Here is an 18,571-nt window from a genome sequence, read left to right as displayed (position 1 = left end):
TCGGCGTGTGTCCTTCAGATGACCCCGTGCAGCGGCGGTGGTGTGTCGTGCAGCAACGAACGACCGATGTGCTGATACTTCCACCGCACCGGGTCGTGCAAGGTGTGCGTGCGCGCGTTGCGCCAGAAGTGATCCAGGCCGAGATCTGCTGCGGCGCTTCGCGTTCCTGACACCTCGAAGAGTGCGCTCGACACCTCGTTGGAGGCCCGGTCGGCAACGATCTTCGCTGTCGCCACCGCAATCGAAGCGGCGGCGGCTCGCTCTGCTGACGCGTCGGCCTCGGCGACGAACGTGGCGTCCACCGCCTCGCCGGCGCTCTTCAGGGTTGCCTCGGCGGAGATCACCTCCACGGCCAACTCGCCGACGCGTTGAATCACCAACGGGTCGTCGATGGCGCGATCGACACCTGCCTCGAACCAGGGGCGACGGCGGTTTCGGACGAAATCAGTTGCGGCAGACAGCGCTCCTCGAGCGATGCCGGCGTCGATGGCCACGTGCAGCAGCTGGGCAAACGCGCCGTACCCGGCGGGGGCGCCCACCGCGCGAGCCCGGGCGACCAACTGGTCGCGGCGTAGGGACACTCCTTCGAACGTGATGGTGCCGCTGCCCGTGGTGCGTTGGCCGAGTCCGTTCCAGTCATCGACGATGCGGACACCGGCGGCGTCGACGGGGATGAACGCCACGTACTCGCCGTGCTCGAGCCCCGTCTTGTGGTCGGGGTCGTCGAGCCGTGCCAGCACGGCGAGCGTATGGGCGTACAGCGATCCGGTGCAGTAGTACTTCGAGCCATCCAGACGGAGCACGCCGCGGTCCGCTCTGACCGTGGTGGTGATGTCGGCGACGGTCTTGCCGCCCCGCTCGGACTGCGCGTTCGCGATCCGGCTTCCGCCGAGCACCGCCTCGAAGAGATCACGCTGTTGCGGTGGATCAGCGGCCAGACGAAGCAGATTCAGATACACGAAGTGGCTGTGCGGGATCTGCGCGATGTTGGGATCGGCTGTCGCAAGGATGCGGACCACCTCGGCCACGATGCTAGGCGGCAGATCTGCACCACCGAAACGGCTCGGCACCGTGATCGCCAGCAGTCCGCTGGCCGAGAGCTGATCGATCTCGCGATAGGGCAGTTTGCGGTCGCGATCGCGCGCCACCGCTCCGGTGGCGAAATGTGCTGCCAGGTCGTGGGCCACCGACAGTGCCTGCTCGGCAGTGTCGATGCGAGAGGCGATCGCGGTGCTCACGATGCGCCGACGCCGGCTTCCGCGTCAGCCGCTTCGAGTTCACGAACCAGCGGCAGCACCCTCGCACCGAAGTATTCGATCTCTTCCTGGAAGTGCAGGAACCCGCCGAGGACCAGATCGACGCCGAGTCGCTTGTAGGCGACGATTCGCTCGGCGACCTGTTCCGGCGTGCCGATCAGCTTGGTCTTGAACCCGTCGTTGTACTGCACGAGGTCCTCGAAGCTCGACTCGGCCCACATGCCCTTGCCGTCCGAGGTGGACGCGCCGGCCTGTCGCACCGAATCCCGGAACCCCTCCACTGCAGGACGATTGGCCTTCTCGATGATCTCCCGGAGGGTGTCCCGGGCCTCGGCCTCGGTGTCGCGGGCGATGATGAACCCGTTCAGCCCGAACTTCACCTCGCGGTCGTGGGCCCTGGCGACCGCACGCAGGTCGTCGACTTGTTCGGTGACACCATCGAAGTCCTTGCCGTTGGAGAAGTACCAGTCGGCGAAACGTCCGCCGTTGCTGCGGGCCGCGGTGGAGTTACCTCCCTGGAACAGTTCGGGATTGGGGCGCTCGGGTGTGTTGAGCGGCTTGGGCTTGAGGGTGAAGTCACGGATCCGGTAGAAGTCGCCACCGTAGTCGACATTGTCCTCGGTCCAGATCTTGCGGATGACCTCGAGGAACTCGGCACTTCTCCGGTAACGCTCGTCGTGCTCGAGCCAGGGCTCACCCAGCGCCTTGAACTCTCCGGCGAACCATCCCGACACGACGTTGATGGCGAACCGCCCGCCCGACAGGTGGTCGGCGGTGGCCCCGAACTTGGCCAGCACCGCCGGATGCCACAGGCCGGGGTGGATGGCGGCGATGACCTTGAGCTTTTCGGTCGCCCCCAACAGTGCGAGGCTGAAAGCTGTTGATTCGTGCTGGAACTCGGCACCGTAGGACGCCATGTACCGCACCTGAGACAGGGCGTACTCGAAGCCGTTGTTCTCTGCGGTCTGTGCGAGCTTCTTGTTGTACTCGAAGTCCCAGCTCGTTCGCTGTTCGATGTCGCTGGTCACCAGGCCGCCACTGACGTTGGGGACCCAGTAGGCGAACTTGATCTGATCGGCGATGTGTTCGGTGCTCACGGTTTGCTCCAATGGTTCTGCGGGAGGGGACAATCGGCTTGGGTGAGGGCGGCTTGGGTGAAGGCGCAGCGGCTCAGGAGGCGCCGGCCGGCGACAACGACGGCAGGAAGGCTCCCCGGACAGGCTCGGACGCCCGGTCATCGGCACTGAGCAGGCCGCGCCGGATGAGCCTCGGGCGCACGCCCTCTCCGAAGTGGTAGGCCTCTTCCACGTGGGGATAGCCGGACAGGATGAAGTGATCGAGCCCCAGAGCCGCATACTCCGCGATACGGTCTGCGACCTCATCGTGCGAGCCGACCAGCGCCGTGCCGGCTCCGCCTCGGACGAGACCGACGCCCGTCCAGAGGTTCGGGTAGATCTCCAGCGAGCGGGCATCGGTACCGCTGCTGAACGCGGCGCCTCCACCATGCAGTTCGAGCATCCGCCGCTGTCCTTCTGATTCGGAACGGGCGAGGTTTTGCTGGGCTCCGGCGACCACCTGAGGGTCGAGTGCACCGAGGAGCCGGTCGGCTTCGGCCCAGGCCTGTTCTGCGGTGTCCCGCGAGATCACGTGCAGCCGGATGCCGTAGGACAGTTCGCGACCTTCGTCCGCGGCGAGCCCGCGGATCCAGTTGAGCTTCTCGGCGACGGCGTCCGGTTTTTCACCCCAGGTCAGATAGGTGTCGGCGTACTTGGAAGCGACGGTTCCCGCCGCCGGGGAGGAACCCCCGAAGAACACCGGCGGAAGCGGGTCGGGCTTGCGGGCCAGATTCGCGCCCTCGACCCGCAGATGCTTGCCCGTGAAGTCCACCGGGCCGTCGGAGGTCCACAACTGCCGGATGATGTCGAGGTACTCGCCGCAACGCTCGTACCGGGCCTCCTTGGACAGGAAGTCGCCGAAAGCGCGCTGTTCCGACGATTCACCTCCGGTGACCACGTTGAGCAGGAGCCGTCCCTTCGACTGCCACTGATAGGTCGCCGACATCTGTGCCGACAGGGTGGGGCTGGTCAGCCCCGGTCGCAGGGCGACGAGGAACTTGAGGGTGTCGGTTGTCTCCAACAGCATCGCGGTGGACAACCACGCATCCTCGCACCACAAGCCGGTGGGCGTCAGGACGGCTTCGAATCCGTTGACCTCGGCGGCGCCGGCGAGCTGATTGAGATAACGCAGATCGGCGGGCCGATCTCCGGACATGTCAGAACCGTGACCACCCGCCATCAGATTCCGTGAGTCGCCATACGTCGGCAGGAACCAGTGGAAATGCAGGGACACGGAGGACGCCTTTCTGTTTGTCTGGCGGTTCGTCTGGATCGACCCGTGGTCGACGACGCCAAAGCCCGGAGTTTCGAACACAGTGTGGGCGGCGTCGACGCGGAGGTCCCAGGGTTCGGATCGGTGTGATTCCAAGTCGGCGATCACGCTGCCGCGGGGCTATTCTCGCCGGTGAGCGCGGTGTCCACCTGCGCTCAGATCGTCACGTCCACGACCCCGGTCCGTTGGACAGGTGTCGGCGCCGCTGCTACTTTGACCTTCATGACGAGCAACGGCCACCACATCCCGGAGGTCACCTATGTGACCACCGCGCTGGGATGTCGTCTGCCTTTCGCTCGTGTCCTCTGTTGTCGAATGTCCTGACCCGAACCGCCGCGCTCGCGGCATTTCTCTCAGACATCTCCCCGCCCCGGCCATCGTTGGTCCTGGAGGCGACAACTCGATGAGGACCTTCGATGACTGCAACACTTGACCACCGCATAGCAACACCTGTTCGCCCGTCCGCTCGACCCAATGCGCTAGCTGGTTCGCGGGTTGCTTCGCCTGCTCGGCCCGCTCATCCGCAGCCTGCGCTCGGCCAGAAGGCGCCCGCGAAGTTCGGCGGAACCCGCGCCGGGATCCACGTCGCGACACCTCAGCTTCATCTGTCGACCAAACCGGCGGCAGTTGTCCTGCGAGCGGCCCGGCTGCACGGCCCGGTGTTCCGCGACGCGGCATCGGCCGCATCGGGGTTGAGTATCTCGACGGTGAACCGTCAGGTCAGCGCCCTGCTGAAGGCCGGGCTACTGCGCGAGCGCGCCGACCTCGCACCTGCGGGCGCAATCGGTCGTCCCCGCCTCCCGTTCGAGCTGAACACCGCCGAATACCTGACGGTGGGCATTCACATCGGTCTCAAGGTCACCTCGATCACCACCCACGACCTGTTTCACCGCGTGGTGGGCGCCATCCAGATCCCGACCCCGGCTGCCGACACCCCCGAGCAGACCTTGACGTCGATCGGATTGAGCGCGAAACGTTTCCTCTCCCGCTGGCAGAACAAGCGTGTGCTCTGGGCCGGGGTGGCGCTGGCCGGCAGGGTCGACAACGGCGGACGTGTGAGCCATTCCCGGTTGAACTGGCAGTCCGCACCCGTCGGTGAAGTACTGGCGTCGGTGATCGGTCTGCCCATCTCGGTGGCGTCGCACGTCGAGGCGATGGCTGCCGCGGAACTCCTGCTCAACCCCCAAGCGGAACTGCTGGTCGATCCAGGTCAAGAAGGCGGCAGCTTCGTCTACTTCTACGCCCGGGAAACGGTTGGTATCGCCTTCACAGTCGGTGGAAGCGTGTACACACCCACCGCCGGGCCGCCGGAGATCGGACATTTCCCCGCGGGCCGCACCGAACTCCTCGACCCCCACCGCACCGGTCGCCTCGAACCGACCGTGAGCGACACCGGTGTGGTCGACGCCGCGATCGCTGCGGGGTTGACCATCGAGACCGTCGAAGACGTGCACCAGCTCGCTGCCGCAGGCAACGACGTGGCCCGCGCCATCCTGACCGAGCGGGCCGAAGTACTCGGCCGTGCGGTCGGCCTCATCTCTGACATCTTCAACCCCGACCACGTTGTCCTGGGCGGGCAGGCGTTCACGGATGCGCCTTCGACTCTGCCCGTGGTGGCCAGAGCTGTTCGCGAGACCTCCGTGTCCGAACGGCGCGACGTGCGCGTGTCACGGTCGGGTGCCACCGTGCAGCAGCAGGCCGCCGGCGCGGTTTCGCTTGATGCGATCTACAGCGACCCGATCGAGGCTCTGTCCCGGAGTCTGTGAAACGCAATCAAGCGGGCCGGATCACCGGCCCGCTCGATGTGCTCACAGGGTGTTGCTAGTCCGTGGTGCGCTTGCGGTAAGCACGCAACGCGAACGGCGCGAAGATCAGCGTGAGTGCCACCGACCAGAGCACCGTGGAGAGCTCCGGGTTCTGAAGCGGCCACGGAGCACCGGCCGGCGCTGCCGGCCCATTGCCCCACAATTCGCGCATCGCCTGGACGAGCGACGAGATCGGGTTCCACTCCGCGATGGTGCGCAACCAGGTGGGCATGGGCTCTGTGGGCACAAAAGCGTTGGACAAGAACGTGATCGGGAACAGCAAGGTGAACATCACGCCGTTGACCGCTTCTGGCGACCGCATCACCGAACCGATCAGGATGCCGAACCAGATCATGGCGAACCCGAACACGAGCACCAGAGCAAAAGCCAACGCGGCCTTGGCGATGCCTTCGTGGATTCGCCATCCGATGAGCAGACCCGTGATGGCCATGACCACGATGCCGATCGAGGAGTGGATCAGCGCGGCAACCGAACGTCCGACCAGAACGGACGAGCGTGCCATCGGCAACGACCGGAAGCGGTCGATGATGCCTTTCTCCAGATCGTTGGTGAGGCCGAGCGCGACGATGAACGCAGAGAAGGCAATGGTCTGGCCCATGATGCCGGGCAACAGCCACTCTTTGTAGTCGAATCCGGAGCCAGGACTGATCGACGCACCGAACACGTACGCGAACAACAGCACGAACATGATCGGCTGCACCGTGACGTCGGACAGCATCTCTGGCTGGCGCTTGGTGTGTAACAGGTTGCGCCGCACCATGACCAGGGATTCTCGGACCAGATCAGGCCGGCCTGCAGCGGATTTCGGGGTGGAGCGGCCGGTGTCGGCGGGTGAGGTGGTGGTGGTCATGACTTGTTCTCCTCGTTGTCGGCGTCCTCGGCGCGGTGTCCGGTGAGGGAGAGGAAGACGTCGTCCAGGCTCGGGCGGGTGAGTCCGATGTCGTCGACTGCGATCTCGCTGCGTTCGAAGATCCCGGCGATCCGGGTCAGGTCGGCGAGTCCATCGGCGCTCGCGGTGAGCTGCCGTGCGGACTCCTCGACGAACACCTCGCCGCTGTTCTCGCGCAGCAACCGGGTGGCTTCTTCGAGATCGTCGGCATGCGAGACCGTGATGACCAGACTGGCCTGCCCGGCCTGTTCCTTGAGTTGTAGTGGCGTGCCGGCGGCAATGATCTTGCCCCTGTCGATGACAACGATGTCGTCGGCGAGCTGGTCGGCCTCTTCGAGATACTGCGTGGTGAGCAGCAGTGTGGTTCCGTCGTTCACCAGCGATCGCAGCACGTCCCAGAGTTCCTGGCGGCTGCGCGGGTCGAGGCCGGTGGTGGGCTCGTCCAGGAAGAGCACCGGCGGCGAGGCCAGGAGGCTGACCGCGAGGTCGAGCCGGCGGCGCATACCTCCCGAGTAGGTCTTGACCACGCGGTCCGCAGCGTCGGTCAGGGAGAACTGCTCGAGCAGTTGGTCGCCGGACCGGCGTACGTCCTTGCGGGGAAGACCGTAGAGGCTGCCAATCATCCACAGGTTCTCGCGGCCGGTGAGCAATTCGTCGACCGTCGCAGCCTGACCGGTGAGGCCCATGTTGCTGCGGACGAGATCCGGGTTCTCCCGTACGTCATATCCGGCGATGCGAGCAGTGCCCGACGTCGGCTGACTCAGTGTTGTCATCATGCGGACCGTGGTGGTCTTGCCCGCGCCGTTGGGCCCGAGCAGTCCCAGGACGGACCCCGGTGGAACTGAAAAACTAACTCCGTCGACGGCGCGAACACCGTCGAATTCTTTGACCAGGTCGATGGCTTCGATCGCTAGGTCGGTGGCCCCCGTGGCAGTTGTCATGCGGGTAACCGTATCCACCGACTCTGACATCGGGCCAGCGCTTTTATCGCCGAGCTGGGTCACGGAACACTCCTCTGGTGGATGGATACCGAATCAGACAAATCCGGCTTCCGATGGTCTTCTGTCCTGATCAGGTGATCTGATGGTTCATGTTCAAGTGCGCTTGAAGTCAAGGGCTCGTCCCCCGGTGGTTCGTTCATCTTGTATTCGTCTGCGACGGCGAAGTTCCGTCGCCCCGTGTCGGACTTCGTCGCCGAGGCCCGCACCCGGCCGTTGTCTCAGGCGACCTGCTGCAGTTTGATCATCGCCCCGAACGGGTCGCCGATCGTGGCGAGTCGCCCGTACGGGGTGTCCTCGGGCGCGGCAACGACGGCCCCGCCGAGTTCGACGGCCTTGTCGACGGTTGCGTCGACGTTGTCGGTGCCGATGTAGATAGCCCAGTGCGATGGGACCTCGGACGGCAGGTAGCCGGATGCGTCCATGATCCCGGCATAGCCTTCGCCCGGCGCCCTGTCGGGAAGACTCAGCTGGCTGTAGCGGAACTCGTCCGTGTCCCCGAGGCTGACGACGGGATTGCCGAGCACCTCGCCGTAGAACTCGACGGCTCGTGTGTAGCCGGTGGTCTGGAGCTCGAAATACGTTGCGGCACCGGTCTCCATGTGCAGCTCGAATCCGGTGTGCTGTCCTGGTTGCCACAGTCCGAACACCGCGCCGTGCGGGTTTGCGCCTGTCTCGGGGTCGCCGCCCGGATCCATCACGATCGCCATGGTGCCCTGCTCCGGTATCTCCATCGGGTCTTGGAACACGCTGCCTCCCGAAGCGGCGACGGTTTTGACGGTGGCCTCGATGTCAGAGGTCTGAAAGTAGGTGCACCAGAAGTCCGGCATACCCGGATCAGGTTTCGGACCGAGGCCGGCGATCAGCTTGCCCTTGTGGGTGAACTGCGAATACCCGCCGAAGCGCTCGTCCATCTCGGTGTGGTCCCAGCCGAACAGTCGGCCGTAGAAGTCCGCGGCAGCGGCGGGGTCGGTACTCGACAGGTCGAACCAGACCGCAACGCCGTCGGAGTGGGTGGGAACTGGCATTTTTGGCTCCTCGGAAGTGTGGAAAGGGATCTCGGGAAGGTAGACACCCGGCGCCGCCAGAACTCATCGCGCCGGCGCCGAATGGACTCTGGATCCGCGGATGCGGCTGGATTTGATTGACAGCGCCGCACATGCGGCGGACCATCGTCAGGTGGGCGATCTCAAGATTCGACAGGCGGCAGAACTCCTCGGCCTCAGCGACGACACGGTGCGCCGGATGATCAGCGGGGGACAGCTACCCGCCCATGTCGACGGCAGCGGCCGTCAGGTGGTCGACGGCGCCGACCTGGCCAAGGTCGCGCGAGACCGGGCACCCGGCGTCGTGTCGACCGATGCACCGGTGGCGCGTTCGGCCCGTAACCGATTCGTGGGCCTGGTCACTGACGTTCGCTCCGACCCGGTGATGAGCCAGGTGACCTTGCAGTGTGGCCCGTTCGAGGTGACTTCGCTGATGAGCACCGACGCCGTGAACGAACTCGGGCTACGGCCCGGGGAGGTCGCGACAGCGGTGGTCAAGGCCACCACGGTCATCGTCGAGACCAGGAGCAGGTGATGGGCAGGCGGAGATCCACCACATCGGCTCGACTCTCCGAGTCGCTCAGCTTGGTGTTCGCTGCCGCCGTGGTGCTCGCAGGGTGCTCGACCAGCGGCACAGAAGGCGGACAAGTCGACGAAGCCGGCCTCACCGTGTTCGCCGCGGCCTCGTTGAAGAACAGCTTCACGGCATTGGCCGACGAGTTCTCCGAGACGCACGGCGGCGTCGACGTCTCCCTGAACTTCGACGGCTCCCAGGCGCTTGTCACGCAGATCGAACAGGGCGCCGATGCGGACGTCGTGGCCACGGCCGACGAGAAGAGTATGGCGAAACTGGGCGAGAAGGTGGCTGATCCGCAGATCTTCGCCACCAATGTGCTCACCATCGTCACCGCCCCGGGGAATCCGAAGAACATCCGTACCCTGGCCGACGTGACGAAAGACGGTGTCACGACTGTCATCTGCTCGGTGAGTGTGCCCTGTGGCAGTGCCGCGGCCCTGGTCGAGGAGAACACCGGCATCGACATCAAGCCGGTGAGCGAGGAAACGGCGGTGACCGGGGTGCTCAGCAAGGTCCAGACGGGGCAGGCCGACGCGGGACTGGTGTACGTCACCGACGCAGTCGGCGCGGGTGACTCGGTCACCACCGTCGCCGACCCCGCCCTTGCCGCGGTGGTCAACGCATATCCCATCGGGGCAGTAGCCGAGTCGGAGAACGCGCCTCTGGCAAAGCAATTCGTCGACATGGTCACGGGTGCGCAGGGGGCGGCGGTACTCGAACGAATGGGCTTCGGGCCGGCGACGTGAAGGCTTCGCAATCCGGTCTCAAGGCCGTTCCGGCATGGTTGTATGTGCCGGCCGCCCTCGGTATCGCACTGGTGATGCTGCCGCCCATCGCATTGGCGGTGAACACTCCCTGGGACGACTTCTGGGACAACGTCACCTCCGAATCGTCCGTGGACGCACTGGCGTTGAGTGTGCAGACGGCCGCGATCAGTACCGTCCTGTGCATCCTTCTGGGCGTTCCGATGTCGATCGTGTTCGCGCGGCGCGGTGGCAGCACCGTGCGCGTGGTGCGTTCGGTGGTGCTGCTACCGCTGGTCCTGCCGCCGGTGGTCGGGGGAATCGGTCTCCTCTACGCCTTCGGGAAATTCGGCCTGGTGGGCGAACGTCTTTCGGCCCTCGGAATCGACATCGCATTCACCACCTCGGCAGTGGTGCTGGCGCAGACCTTCGTGGCACTTCCCTTTCTCGTCATCAGTCTGGAGGGAGCGCTGCGCACCGTCGGGGCGCGATACGAACAGGTGGCGGCCACGCTCGGGGCGTCGCCCACCCGCACCCTGTGGAAAGTGACCATGCCACTGGTGTTTCCGGCGCTGCTCTCCGGAATGGTGCTGGCGTTCGCCCGTGCGCTCGGCGAGTTCGGCGCGACGATCACGTTCGCGGGCAATCTCCAGGGTGTCACCCAGACTGCGCCGTTGGCGATCTACGTGGAGTCGATCAGTCAACCGGAGCAGGCGCTTCCGCTCTCCGTGGTCCTCGTCGTGGTCGCGTTGCTCGTCGTGGTGGCCGTGCACGTGCGCGATTCGCGGCGGACGGCTGTGCTGTGACAGGCGATCTGATCGCGTCGCTGCGCAATGAGCTGCCGGCCATCGACGTCGAACTGACTGTTCCGCAGGGGCATACCGTCGCCGTCATGGGCCCCAACGGTGCCGGCAAGAGCACACTGATGAATCTGCTGGCCGGATTGTCGAGGCCGGGTGCCGGACGAATAGCCCTGGGATCGCGAGAATTGTTCGGCAGCAACACTTTCATGCCTCCACACCGACGCGACGTGTCGATGCTGACGCAGCAGGGACTGTTGTTCCCGCACCTCACCGTGAGGCAGAACGTGGCGTTCGGACCGTCGGCGAGGCGCCTGCCAAGAGCTCAGATCAGGGCTCGCACCGACAAGTGGCTCGACGCCGTCGGCGCCACCGAACTCGCGGATCGCAAGCCGGCGCAACTGTCCGGAGGTCAGTCACAGAGGGTGTCGCTGGCGCGCGCGCTTGCCACCGAGCCGTCGGTGCTGCTGCTCGACGAGCCGTTCAGTGCACTCGATGTGGATGTGGTCCACCGCATCCGGTCGATGCTCCGACAGATTCTCGCGGACCGCGCGCGGATCACGGTGCTGGTGACCCACGATGTCGCTGACGCCGTGACGCTCGCTGACTCGGCGATCATCTTGGCCGAGGGCCGGATCGTGGCGCGTGGCCCGGTCCGTGACTTGCTGGCCAGCCCGATCAACCAGTTCTCGGCGCAACTCGCCGGACTCAATCTGGTGAGCGGAGTCTGGAACGGTGACGTCCTGGAAGCTGCCGGCTTTGCGGTCTCCGGATTGCTCGATACGCCGATAGCACCGGGAACTGCTGTGATGGCGGCCTTTTCGCCGCGCGCTGTCGCCGTCTATCGCGATCGGCCCAGCGGCAGCCCGCGTAACGCCGTGAAGGCCGTTGTTGTGCAACTCGTTCCGCAGGGCGATCTCGCACGGATCGACGCCCGGGTTGCTGACGGGACGATCCTCACCGCGACCGTGACGTGGTCGGCTGTCACCGAGCTGGGACTCGTTGCCGACGATGAGGTGTTCCTGGTGATCAAGGCGAGTGAAGTGACCGTGTACGAGAGTCGGCACTGATACCCACGCTCTTTCGCGTTGGTAATGAATCGGGTCCGTGCCGGGTGACTTTTCGGTGGTCGCCTGCCGATGGCTGGGACGCGCCCACACCGATTCTCGGGCATCAGAATATTCCGACACTCATCGGTGATGCATCGAAAGGTGTTACGTTCACCCAACCGGAGAGAACGATGAGACTGCAGTAGTCGGGTGGGTGGCATGGCGTTCGTCGGCGGGGAGGGTACCTGCGTGTCGGCGGTTGCCTGTCTGCGCACCCGACAGTGAGCGGAAGGCCAGACAGATGGCATTGAACGTGTTGAGCAAGCGTGTAACCAGCAGGTGTGCAATCACATTCGCCGTGGTCACCCTCACTGCGGGAACCATGGCGGCGTGCACGTCGACCGATTCCGGTGACGACTCGAACCACCTGCAGGAACTCAAGGACAAGGGTGTTGTCACCGTGGGGTTCGCGGGTGAGGCGCCTTACTCGTTCGAGCAGGACGGCAATCTGACCGGTGCCACGGTGGCACTGCACCGAGAGATCTTCGGGAACCTGGGAATCGAGACCGTCGAGGGTGTGAACGCCGATTTCGGTTCTCTCATACCCGGATTGCAGGCCAATCGGTTCGATGTCGTGAGCGCCGGCATGTCGATCTTGCCGCAACGCTGCGAGCAGGCCGCTTTCGGCGATCCCGAGTTCAACTACACCACCGCACTGATGGTCACGCAGGGCAATCCCAAGGGGCTCAAAGACATGCAGTCGGTGAAAGACAGCGGCGCCCGATTGGCCACCATGACCGGTGCGGTCGAGTCGGACTACGCCGAGTCCCTGGGGATCGAGAGCACGCAGGTGGCCACGCCGCAGGACGGAATGGATGCCGTCACGTCGGGTCGTGCGGACGTCTTTGCGCTGACCGCCATCTCACTCAATTGGATGAAGACCAACAACCCGGGCGCGCCGGTTGACGTCACCGAGTCCTTCGTGGCGAACATCGACGGAAAGCCGCAGGTGGGTGCCGGTGCCACGGTGTTCCGCACCGATGACAAAGAGTTGCTCGAGGCGTACAACGCCGAACTGGCGAAGATCACGTCGGATCCGCAGAAGTACTTGGATCTGGTCGGCGAGTTCGGCTTCACAGAAGAAGAACTGCCCGATCCCAACCTGACCACTGCCCAACTGTGTGAGGGCGTTTGATCCCGACCGGAGCGGTATCCCTCCGTGGGTGAGAACTTCGACACCTTCCTGGATGCATGGCCTCGCATCCAGGAAGGCATCCTCACGACGATCTACCTGACGCTCGGCGGCGCTGCGCTTGCCTTTGTGCTCGCCCTCCTGCTCGGTCTCGCCGCGGGGAACAAGTACGTGCTGGTCAGGGGTGTCTCCCGCACCATAGTGGAGTTCTTTCGAGGCACCTCCCTGCTGGTGCAGTTGTTCTGGCTCTTCTACGTGTTGCCCCTGCTCGGATTTCAGCTCGAAGCGATGTTCTGTGGGATTCTCGCCTTGGGCCTGAACTACGGCGCATACGGCGCCGAAGTGGTCCGTGGATCCATTGCGGCGGTACCTGCCACCCAGTGGGAAGGCGCTGTGGCGCTCAACTTCTCGCCGTGGCAGCGGTTGCACCGCATCATCTTCCCGCAGGCCTGGGTTCAGATGTTGCCGCCGCTGAACAACCTGCTGATCCAGTTGCTGAAGGGCAGCGCGCTGGCCAGTTTCGTTCTGCTGCAGGATCTCACGTATCAGATCGAACAGCTCCGACGAGGGACCGGCGACACGGTGTTCGCGTTCGGGATCGGTCTGGTTCTGTACTTCTGCATCGCCTACGTGCTGACGCTGGTGATGAACCTGCTCGAGGTCCGCGCGAAGTCGCGTCTCGGGGCGGGCCCATCGATGCGCGAGGTCCTGCGGCTGCGCCCTGAGCGGCCCGGCGAGAGCATCGGGGTGGGCCGATGAATGCGCAGTGGAGCTGGGATCGGGCGTTCGATTCGCTGCCGGTGCTGCTCGAAGGGTTCCGGATCACGTTGCTGGCCACCGTGCTGGGCTTCCTGATCGCGGCGGTGCTGGGATTGGCCATTGCGGTGGTGCGGCACAGTGCTCCCAAAGCGGTGACGGTTCCGTTGCGCATGGTCACCGAGTTCATCCGGCTCACCCCACTCGTGGTGCAACTGCTGTTCGCGTACTACCTGCTGCCGCAGTTCTCCGCGTTGCAGATCGGCATCGCTGTACTCGGTATCCACTACTCCACCTACATGGCCGAGGTCTATCGCGCCGGCATCGACGCGGTACCACCGGGCCAGTGGGAGGCAGCGCACGCACTGTCGCTCCCGACGGTGCGCAAGTGGCGGGCTGTGGTGTTGCCACAGGCAATCCGCAAGACCACACCCGCGCTGGGGAACTACGCGATCTCGATGTTCAAGGACACCCCGTTCCTCTTCGCCATCACCGTGGTCGAAATGGTCACCGCAGCGCAGCAGTACGGCGCCAAGACCTTTCAGTACCTCGAACCGATCACCATGGCCGGGGTCATCTTCCTCATCGCCAGTTACCCCACATCCGTCCTGATCAGAAGACTGGAGAAGCACCTTGCCTACTGAGGGCACGTCGGGCTCGGCGCGCGACAACAACACACCGATGATCCTGTTCGACAAGGTCGTCAAGAAATACGGCGACCATGTGGTGCTCGACCATCTGGACTTCCGGGTCACCCGGGGCGAACGGGTGGCCCTGATCGGTCCCAGCGGCTCCGGCAAGACGACCATCCTCAGGTTGCTGATGACCCTGGAGACGCTGGACGGCGGAGTGATCTGGGTCGACGGCGCACCGCTGACCCACCAATACAAGGGGGACAAACTGGTTCGTGCGTCCGAGAAGCACCTGCGTGTGGTGCGTGCCAAGATCGGCATGGTGTTCCAGCATTTCAATCTGTTCCCCAACATGACTGTGCTGCAGAACATCACCGAGGCCCCGATCCATGTGCTGGGCCTGAGCAAATCGGAAGCGACCAGCAGGGCGCGCGAACTGCTCGAGACCGTAGGACTGTCGGACAAGGAGAACGCACATCCGACAAAGCTTTCCGGCGGTCAGCAGCAGCGCGTGGCGATCGCGCGGGCATTGGCCATGGACCCCGACGTCTTGCTGCTCGACGAGGTGACTTCGGCGCTCGATCCCGAACTCGTGGCCGATGTGCTCGGGGTGTTGCGCACGATCGCCGAGACGACGGAGATCACGATGTTGATCGTGACTCATGAGATGGGTTTCGCCCGCGACGTGGCCGACCGCGTCCTGGTGTTCGACGCGGGCAAGATCGTGGAAGAAGGCGACCCGGTCGACATCTTCACCAACCCCCAGCAGGAACGGACCAAGACGTTTCTCAAGGCAGTCCTGTCCAAGTGAAGGCCGCGACGTCGTGGACGATCGAACGGTCAGGACTCGGTGATGTTCGCCGGTTTCCGGTTCGGTTCCAGGCTGCGCGCACGTAACCGCTTGTAGCCCCGCACATTGAGCGGGCCGACGGACTTGAAGAAGAACCGCTCGTCCTCGACCGCGTTCGCGAACGTCGTGTCGGTGAGTACTGTGCCCGGCCGCGCCGAGCTGGTGAGGCGAGCGGCGATGTTCACGGGCTCGCCGAAGACGTCGCCGAGTCGTGTCAACACGGTTCCGAGGGCAACCCCCACCCGCAGCGGTGGCAAGCCGTGTTCGGCCGAGAGGTGTTGCAACGCAATGGCGATCTCGGCGCCCGCCACCGGATCCTCGGTGGAGAACATCACCGCATCGCCGAGCGTCTTGACCACGTGACCACCGCGCGAGTTGATGACCTCGAACGCGTTCGTCTCGAACGTCTCGAGGAGATCGTCGAGTTCTTCCATCCCGATCTTGCGTGAGAGACTGGTGTAGCCGACGATGTCGACGAAACCGATTGCCATGGTGCGATTTTCGCCCTCACTCATCGAGAGCGCATTCTGCAGCGCGGCAGACAGGTGGCGGCGCCAGATCAGGATCTGCACCCGCTGGACAGCCTGGAGCATCTGGGCGAGGTCCGGACTGTCGGCGGCGCGCATCCGTTCGGCGATGTGGTGTGCCTGCCATTCGGCCAGCCGGGACATCGTCTGGCCGAGAGCACGTGCCATCCCGATCTCGAACTCCTCGGGCTGTGCCTCGTCGAGGCCATGGACGAGTTGCAAGGCCTGGACGTCGTCGGCGGTGAAGAGGGGTTCGTCGGTCTTGTCCATGGCGAACCCGAAAGCGGTCCACACCCGGTCGGCGAACTCGGTCGGGATGTTGAGTGCGGCGGTGACGTCTTCACGGGTGAACAGTCGCTTACCGCCGAGCAGCAGCGATTCGATCGCTTCAGCGGAGACATCCGACTCGTCGGTCATGACATCGGCGTCCGAGAGGGGTCGGTTGCCGAAACCACGGGCAGGCCCAGTACGCCTTTCATCAGGTACGCGAGCAACGCAGGCATCTCGGGCCGAGTCCAGTTGCGACGCAAGCGCATGGCGTCATTGGCGATGGTCAGTGCTGCGTGCACGGTCAGTGCGGCCTCCGGGCCTGGAAGGTCGGTCTCGATCTGCTCGACCAGGTTCACCCATCGTGCCACGTACCGGCGTTGGTAGAGGATGAGTTCGCCATTGTCGAAACCTTCGAGGACGCTGCGGCTGTTGAACGAGACCGACAGGTCCGGAGTGGACGTGAGGACCTGGATGTAGGAGTCGACGAGCAGGGACAGCAGGGCTGCGGGGTTGTCGGCCACCGAGTACGCGGCGATCGCGCTGGCCTCGAGGCGGTTGGCGCTGCGCTGGCTGATCGCGATCAGGATCGCTTGTTTGCTCGGAAAGTGCTTGTAGACACTGGGGCCGGTGATCCCCACGGCCTCGCCGATCTCGTCGACACCCACGGTGGCGAATCCGCGCCGCCGGAACAGTTCGGCGGCCGCGTCGAGGATCTCGTCGCGTCGGCCGGCGGGCTCGGCGAGACCCGCAGGCGGAGGTGCGATGGCGGCCGCGTGATCGGGGGTCATCTCCACCACCCGGCCGACCAGCGTCACCAGACGTGCGATGGCGCGTGAGTTCGAGATGCGGGTGCGGTGTACGGACACACTGCCGTTGACGCTGAGGATGGTCCACGCCAGTTGGTCGACATCACGTGGGGACAGGTCGGTGCGGTGACCGAAGACCGCCCCCGACCACCGGTGCAGCACGGTGCGGGTGCGCCGGGCGACCTCGTCGTTCTGCTCTGGGGACAGGTGGGCGGTGGACCAACGCCAGAGCGCTGCCGAGTTCGGATTGGTGACCCCGAGCGCACACAGCTTCTCGATGGACTTGCCGATCGGGATCCGGCCGTCCGCCGCGGGGGAGAGGGCCGCGTCGGTGCATTGCTCGATGTCCTCGACGCCCGACATCACCGCGGCGAACAGGATCGCCTGTTTGTCGGCGAAGTGACGGTAGATGGAGGGGCCCGTGACGCCCGCGGCTTTGGCGATGTCCGCCACCGAGACGTGGTCGTACCCGCGCGCCAGGAACAGTTCGGCCGCGCGGTCGACCAGCTGGCGCTTGCGATCGGCGGGCCGACTCTGGCGCTGGGGGCGCGAGACGGGTGTGACGTCGGGGTTGGTGGACATTGTGAATCCACCCTAGCTCATGGAGGCGCTATTGAATGCTGCTCTGTACTCGGGGTATGGTCAAATAAGTTACAGCGCGTTAGCCTCATGTAGCTGGAGGAATATCAGCGAGGCGAGCGCCCGCGAACATCGCAGTTCATTTGAAAGGAAACCTCAGCGTGACTGATGCATACATCTACGAGGCCATTCGTACGCCTCGTGGCAAGCAGCGTAAGGGCTCGCTGCACAGCGTGAAGCCCGTCGACCTCATCGTCGGCCTCATCAACGAACTCAAGGTCCGCTTCCCGGACATGGATCCCGCCGACATCGACGACGTGGTCCTCGGTGTGGTTTCCCCCGTCGGCGAGCAGGGTGCGGTCATCCCGCGTACCGCCGCCCTCGTGGCAGGACTGCCGGACACCGTGCCGGGCACCCAGATCAACCGCTTCTGCGCCTCCGGTCTCGAAGCCACCAACCTCGCGGCCCAGAAGGTCGCGTCGGGCTGGGACAACCTGGTCATCGCCGGCGGCGTCGAGTCCATGTCGCGCGTGCCCATGGGCAGCGACGGCGGCGCGATGTTCACCGACCCCGCCACGGCGTACGACCTCTACATCGCCCCGCAGGGCATCGGCGCAGACCTGATCGCCACCATCGAAGGCTTCTCCCGTGAAGACGTCGACGCGTACGCCGCCGAGTCGCAGGCGCGCGCCGAGGCCGCATGGTCGGGCGGATACTTCGCCAAGTCGGTTGTGCCGGTCAAGGACATCAACGGCGTCACGCTGCTCGACCACGACGAGCACCGTCGTCCCGGCAGCACTGTCGAGAGCCTGGGCAAGCTGAAGTCGGCCTTCGAGGGCCTGGCCGCGATGACCGGCTTCGATGACGTGGCGCTGCAGAAGTACGTCAACGTGGAGAAGATCAATCACGTTCACACCGGCGGCAACTCGTCCGGCATCGTCGACGGGTCAGCTCTGGTGCTGGTCGGCAGCGAAGAAGCGGGCAAGCGCGCCGGCCTCACCCCGCGCGCCCGCGTCGTGGCCACCGCACAGACCGGCAGCGACCCCACGATCATGCTCACCGGACCCACCCCGGCCACCGAGCTGGTGCTCAAGAAGGCCGGACTCACCGTCGAGGACATCGACGTGTTCGAGCTGAACGAGGCGTTCGCCTCGGTTGTCATGAAGTGGCTCAAGGATCTGAAGATCCCGCACGAGAAGACCAACGTCAACGGCGGTGCCATCGCGATGGGCCACCCGCTCGGCGCAACCGGCGCAATGCTGGTGGGCACCGTGCTCGACGAGCTCGAGCGCACCGGCGGCCGCTACGGCCTGATCACCTTGTGCATCGGTGGCGGCATGGGTGTTGCCACCATCATCGAGCGTGTCTGACCTCCCGGACTTCTTCC

The 18,571-nt window shown here is 64.9% G+C and carries 18 protein-coding genes; 10 read left to right on the top strand and 8 right to left on the bottom strand.

Annotation, left to right across the window (positions count from 1 at the left end; all coding sequences use genetic code 11):
* Positions 1-14: 14 nt before the first annotated feature.
* The 3 genes from MVA47_RS26060 to MVA47_RS26050 form a co-directional block, all read right to left on the bottom strand.
* The gene (locus MVA47_RS26060; protein ID WP_247210457.1) at positions 15-1,238 is read right to left on the bottom strand and encodes an SfnB family sulfur acquisition oxidoreductase; all 1,224 of its coding nucleotides are present in this window, start codon (positions 1,236-1,238) and stop codon (positions 15-17) included.
* A complete protein-coding gene (gene sfnG, locus MVA47_RS26055) occupies positions 1,235-2,353 on the bottom strand; it encodes a dimethylsulfone monooxygenase SfnG (RefSeq protein WP_247210456.1) in 1,119 nt (372 codons plus the stop codon). The genes MVA47_RS26060 and sfnG overlap by 4 nt, the downstream gene beginning before the upstream one ends.
* A gap of 73 nt (positions 2,354-2,426) precedes the next feature.
* Positions 2,427-3,605 carry an LLM class flavin-dependent oxidoreductase gene (locus MVA47_RS26050; protein ID WP_247210455.1) on the bottom strand — a complete coding sequence of 393 codons (1,179 nt, stop codon included), beginning with the start codon at positions 3,603-3,605 and terminating at the stop codon, positions 2,427-2,429.
* Between the two features lie 455 nt (positions 3,606-4,060).
* Between MVA47_RS26050 and MVA47_RS26045 the strand changes: the two genes are divergently transcribed.
* On the top strand, positions 4,061-5,410 hold the full coding sequence (locus MVA47_RS26045) for an ROK family protein (RefSeq protein ID WP_247210454.1): 1,350 nt from the start codon (positions 4,061-4,063) through the stop codon (positions 5,408-5,410).
* A gap of 55 nt (positions 5,411-5,465) precedes the next feature.
* Here the strand turns inward: MVA47_RS26045 and MVA47_RS26040 are convergent, their stop codons facing one another.
* The 3 genes from MVA47_RS26040 to MVA47_RS26030 all read right to left on the bottom strand — a co-directional run bounded on the left by MVA47_RS26040 (position 5,466) and on the right by MVA47_RS26030 (position 8,385).
* Positions 5,466-6,320, bottom strand: a complete 855-nt coding sequence (locus MVA47_RS26040; RefSeq protein WP_030175186.1) for an ABC transporter permease — start codon at positions 6,318-6,320, stop codon at positions 5,466-5,468.
* Positions 6,317-7,300 carry a daunorubicin resistance protein DrrA family ABC transporter ATP-binding protein gene (locus MVA47_RS26035; protein ID WP_023962413.1) on the bottom strand — a complete coding sequence of 328 codons (984 nt, stop codon included), beginning with the start codon at positions 7,298-7,300 and terminating at the stop codon, positions 6,317-6,319. The genes MVA47_RS26040 and MVA47_RS26035 overlap by 4 nt, the downstream gene beginning before the upstream one ends.
* Positions 7,301-7,578: 278 nt before the next feature.
* Positions 7,579-8,385, bottom strand: coding sequence for a VOC family protein (locus MVA47_RS26030; protein ID WP_247210453.1), 807 nt, complete (start codon positions 8,383-8,385; stop codon positions 7,579-7,581).
* Positions 8,386-8,485: 100 nt separating this feature from the next.
* Here MVA47_RS26030 and MVA47_RS26025 point away from each other — a divergent pair, with 100 nt between their 5' ends.
* From MVA47_RS26025 to ehuA, 8 genes are all read left to right on the top strand, one after another.
* Entirely contained in the window at positions 8,486-8,938 is a 453-nt protein-coding gene (locus tag MVA47_RS26025; protein ID WP_281504886.1) for a TOBE domain-containing protein, read from the top strand.
* The gene (gene modA, locus MVA47_RS26020; RefSeq protein WP_247210452.1) at positions 8,938-9,726 is read left to right on the top strand and encodes a molybdate ABC transporter substrate-binding protein; all 789 of its coding nucleotides are present in this window, start codon (positions 8,938-8,940) and stop codon (positions 9,724-9,726) included. Before MVA47_RS26025 ends, modA begins: the two co-directional genes overlap by 1 nt.
* Before the next feature lie 74 nt (positions 9,727-9,800).
* Complete coding sequence (locus MVA47_RS26015; RefSeq protein WP_247211078.1) at positions 9,801-10,529, top strand: ABC transporter permease; 729 nt, start codon at positions 9,801-9,803, stop codon at positions 10,527-10,529.
* On the top strand, positions 10,526-11,593 hold the full coding sequence (locus tag MVA47_RS26010) for a sulfate/molybdate ABC transporter ATP-binding protein (RefSeq protein ID WP_247210451.1): 1,068 nt from the start codon (positions 10,526-10,528) through the stop codon (positions 11,591-11,593). Before MVA47_RS26015 ends, MVA47_RS26010 begins: the two co-directional genes overlap by 4 nt.
* Positions 11,594-11,873: 280 nt before the next feature.
* Positions 11,874-12,767 carry an ectoine/hydroxyectoine ABC transporter substrate-binding protein EhuB gene (ehuB, locus tag MVA47_RS26005; RefSeq protein WP_023962423.1) on the top strand — a complete coding sequence of 298 codons (894 nt, stop codon included), beginning with the start codon at positions 11,874-11,876 and terminating at the stop codon, positions 12,765-12,767.
* A 24-nt stretch (positions 12,768-12,791) separates the two neighbouring features.
* Positions 12,792-13,523 (top strand): ectoine/hydroxyectoine ABC transporter permease subunit EhuC, encoded by a 732-nt coding sequence (gene ehuC, locus MVA47_RS26000; RefSeq protein ID WP_062796773.1) that lies wholly within the window; start codon positions 12,792-12,794, stop codon positions 13,521-13,523.
* Entirely contained in the window at positions 13,520-14,164 is a 645-nt protein-coding gene (ehuD, locus tag MVA47_RS25995) for an ectoine/hydroxyectoine ABC transporter permease subunit EhuD (protein WP_247210450.1), read from the top strand. The genes ehuC and ehuD overlap by 4 nt, the downstream gene beginning before the upstream one ends.
* Positions 14,165-14,201: 37 nt before the next feature.
* Entirely contained in the window at positions 14,202-14,963 is a 762-nt protein-coding gene (ehuA, locus tag MVA47_RS25990) for an ectoine/hydroxyectoine ABC transporter ATP-binding protein EhuA (protein WP_062796775.1), read from the top strand.
* 29 nt (positions 14,964-14,992) lie between these two features.
* Here ehuA and MVA47_RS25985 read toward each other — a convergent pair whose 3' ends face one another.
* Complete coding sequence (locus MVA47_RS25985) at positions 14,993-15,946, bottom strand: adenylate/guanylate cyclase domain-containing protein (protein ID WP_247210449.1); 954 nt, start codon at positions 15,944-15,946, stop codon at positions 14,993-14,995.
* Positions 15,943-17,187, bottom strand: coding sequence for a TetR/AcrR family transcriptional regulator (locus MVA47_RS25980; RefSeq protein ID WP_247210448.1), 1,245 nt, complete (start codon positions 17,185-17,187; stop codon positions 15,943-15,945). The genes MVA47_RS25985 and MVA47_RS25980 overlap by 4 nt, the downstream gene beginning before the upstream one ends.
* Positions 17,188-17,345: 158 nt before the next feature.
* Here MVA47_RS25980 and MVA47_RS25975 point away from each other — a divergent pair, with 158 nt between their 5' ends.
* Positions 17,346-18,554, top strand: a complete 1,209-nt coding sequence (locus MVA47_RS25975; RefSeq protein WP_099383417.1) for an acetyl-CoA C-acetyltransferase — start codon at positions 17,346-17,348, stop codon at positions 18,552-18,554.
* Positions 18,555-18,571 lie beyond the last annotated feature (17 nt).

The sequence above is a fragment of the Williamsia sp. DF01-3 genome (assembly GCF_023051145.1).
Taxonomy (GTDB): Bacteria; Actinomycetota; Actinomycetes; order Mycobacteriales; family Mycobacteriaceae; genus Williamsia.
Note: the sequence above shows the minus strand (reverse complement) of the source record. Positions and strands in the feature narration are given on the sequence as shown.

Coding starts and splice junctions, on each gene's coding strand:
- MVA47_RS26045 (WP_247210454.1), top strand. CDS start 4,061: ATGACTGCAACACTTGACCACCGCATAGCAACACCTGTTCGCCCGTCC.
- MVA47_RS26040 (WP_030175186.1), bottom strand. CDS start 6,320: ATGACCACCACCACCTCACCCGCCGACACCGGCCGCTCCACCCCGAAA.
- MVA47_RS26035 (WP_023962413.1), bottom strand. CDS start 7,300: ATGACAACTGCCACGGGGGCCACCGACCTAGCGATCGAAGCCATCGAC.
- MVA47_RS26030 (WP_247210453.1), bottom strand. CDS start 8,385: ATGCCAGTTCCCACCCACTCCGACGGCGTTGCGGTCTGGTTCGACCTG.
- MVA47_RS26025 (WP_281504886.1), top strand. CDS start 8,486: ATGCGGCTGGATTTGATTGACAGCGCCGCACATGCGGCGGACCATCGT.
- modA (WP_247210452.1), top strand. CDS start 8,938: ATGGGCAGGCGGAGATCCACCACATCGGCTCGACTCTCCGAGTCGCTC.
- MVA47_RS26015 (WP_247211078.1), top strand. CDS start 9,801: ATGCTGCCGCCCATCGCATTGGCGGTGAACACTCCCTGGGACGACTTC.
- ehuB (WP_023962423.1), top strand. CDS start 11,874: ATGGCATTGAACGTGTTGAGCAAGCGTGTAACCAGCAGGTGTGCAATC.
- ehuD (WP_247210450.1), top strand. CDS start 13,520: ATGAATGCGCAGTGGAGCTGGGATCGGGCGTTCGATTCGCTGCCGGTG.
- ehuA (WP_062796775.1), top strand. CDS start 14,202: ATGATCCTGTTCGACAAGGTCGTCAAGAAATACGGCGACCATGTGGTG.
- MVA47_RS25985 (WP_247210449.1), bottom strand. CDS start 15,946: ATGACCGACGAGTCGGATGTCTCCGCTGAAGCGATCGAATCGCTGCTG.
- MVA47_RS25980 (WP_247210448.1), bottom strand. CDS start 17,187: ATGTCCACCAACCCCGACGTCACACCCGTCTCGCGCCCCCAGCGCCAG.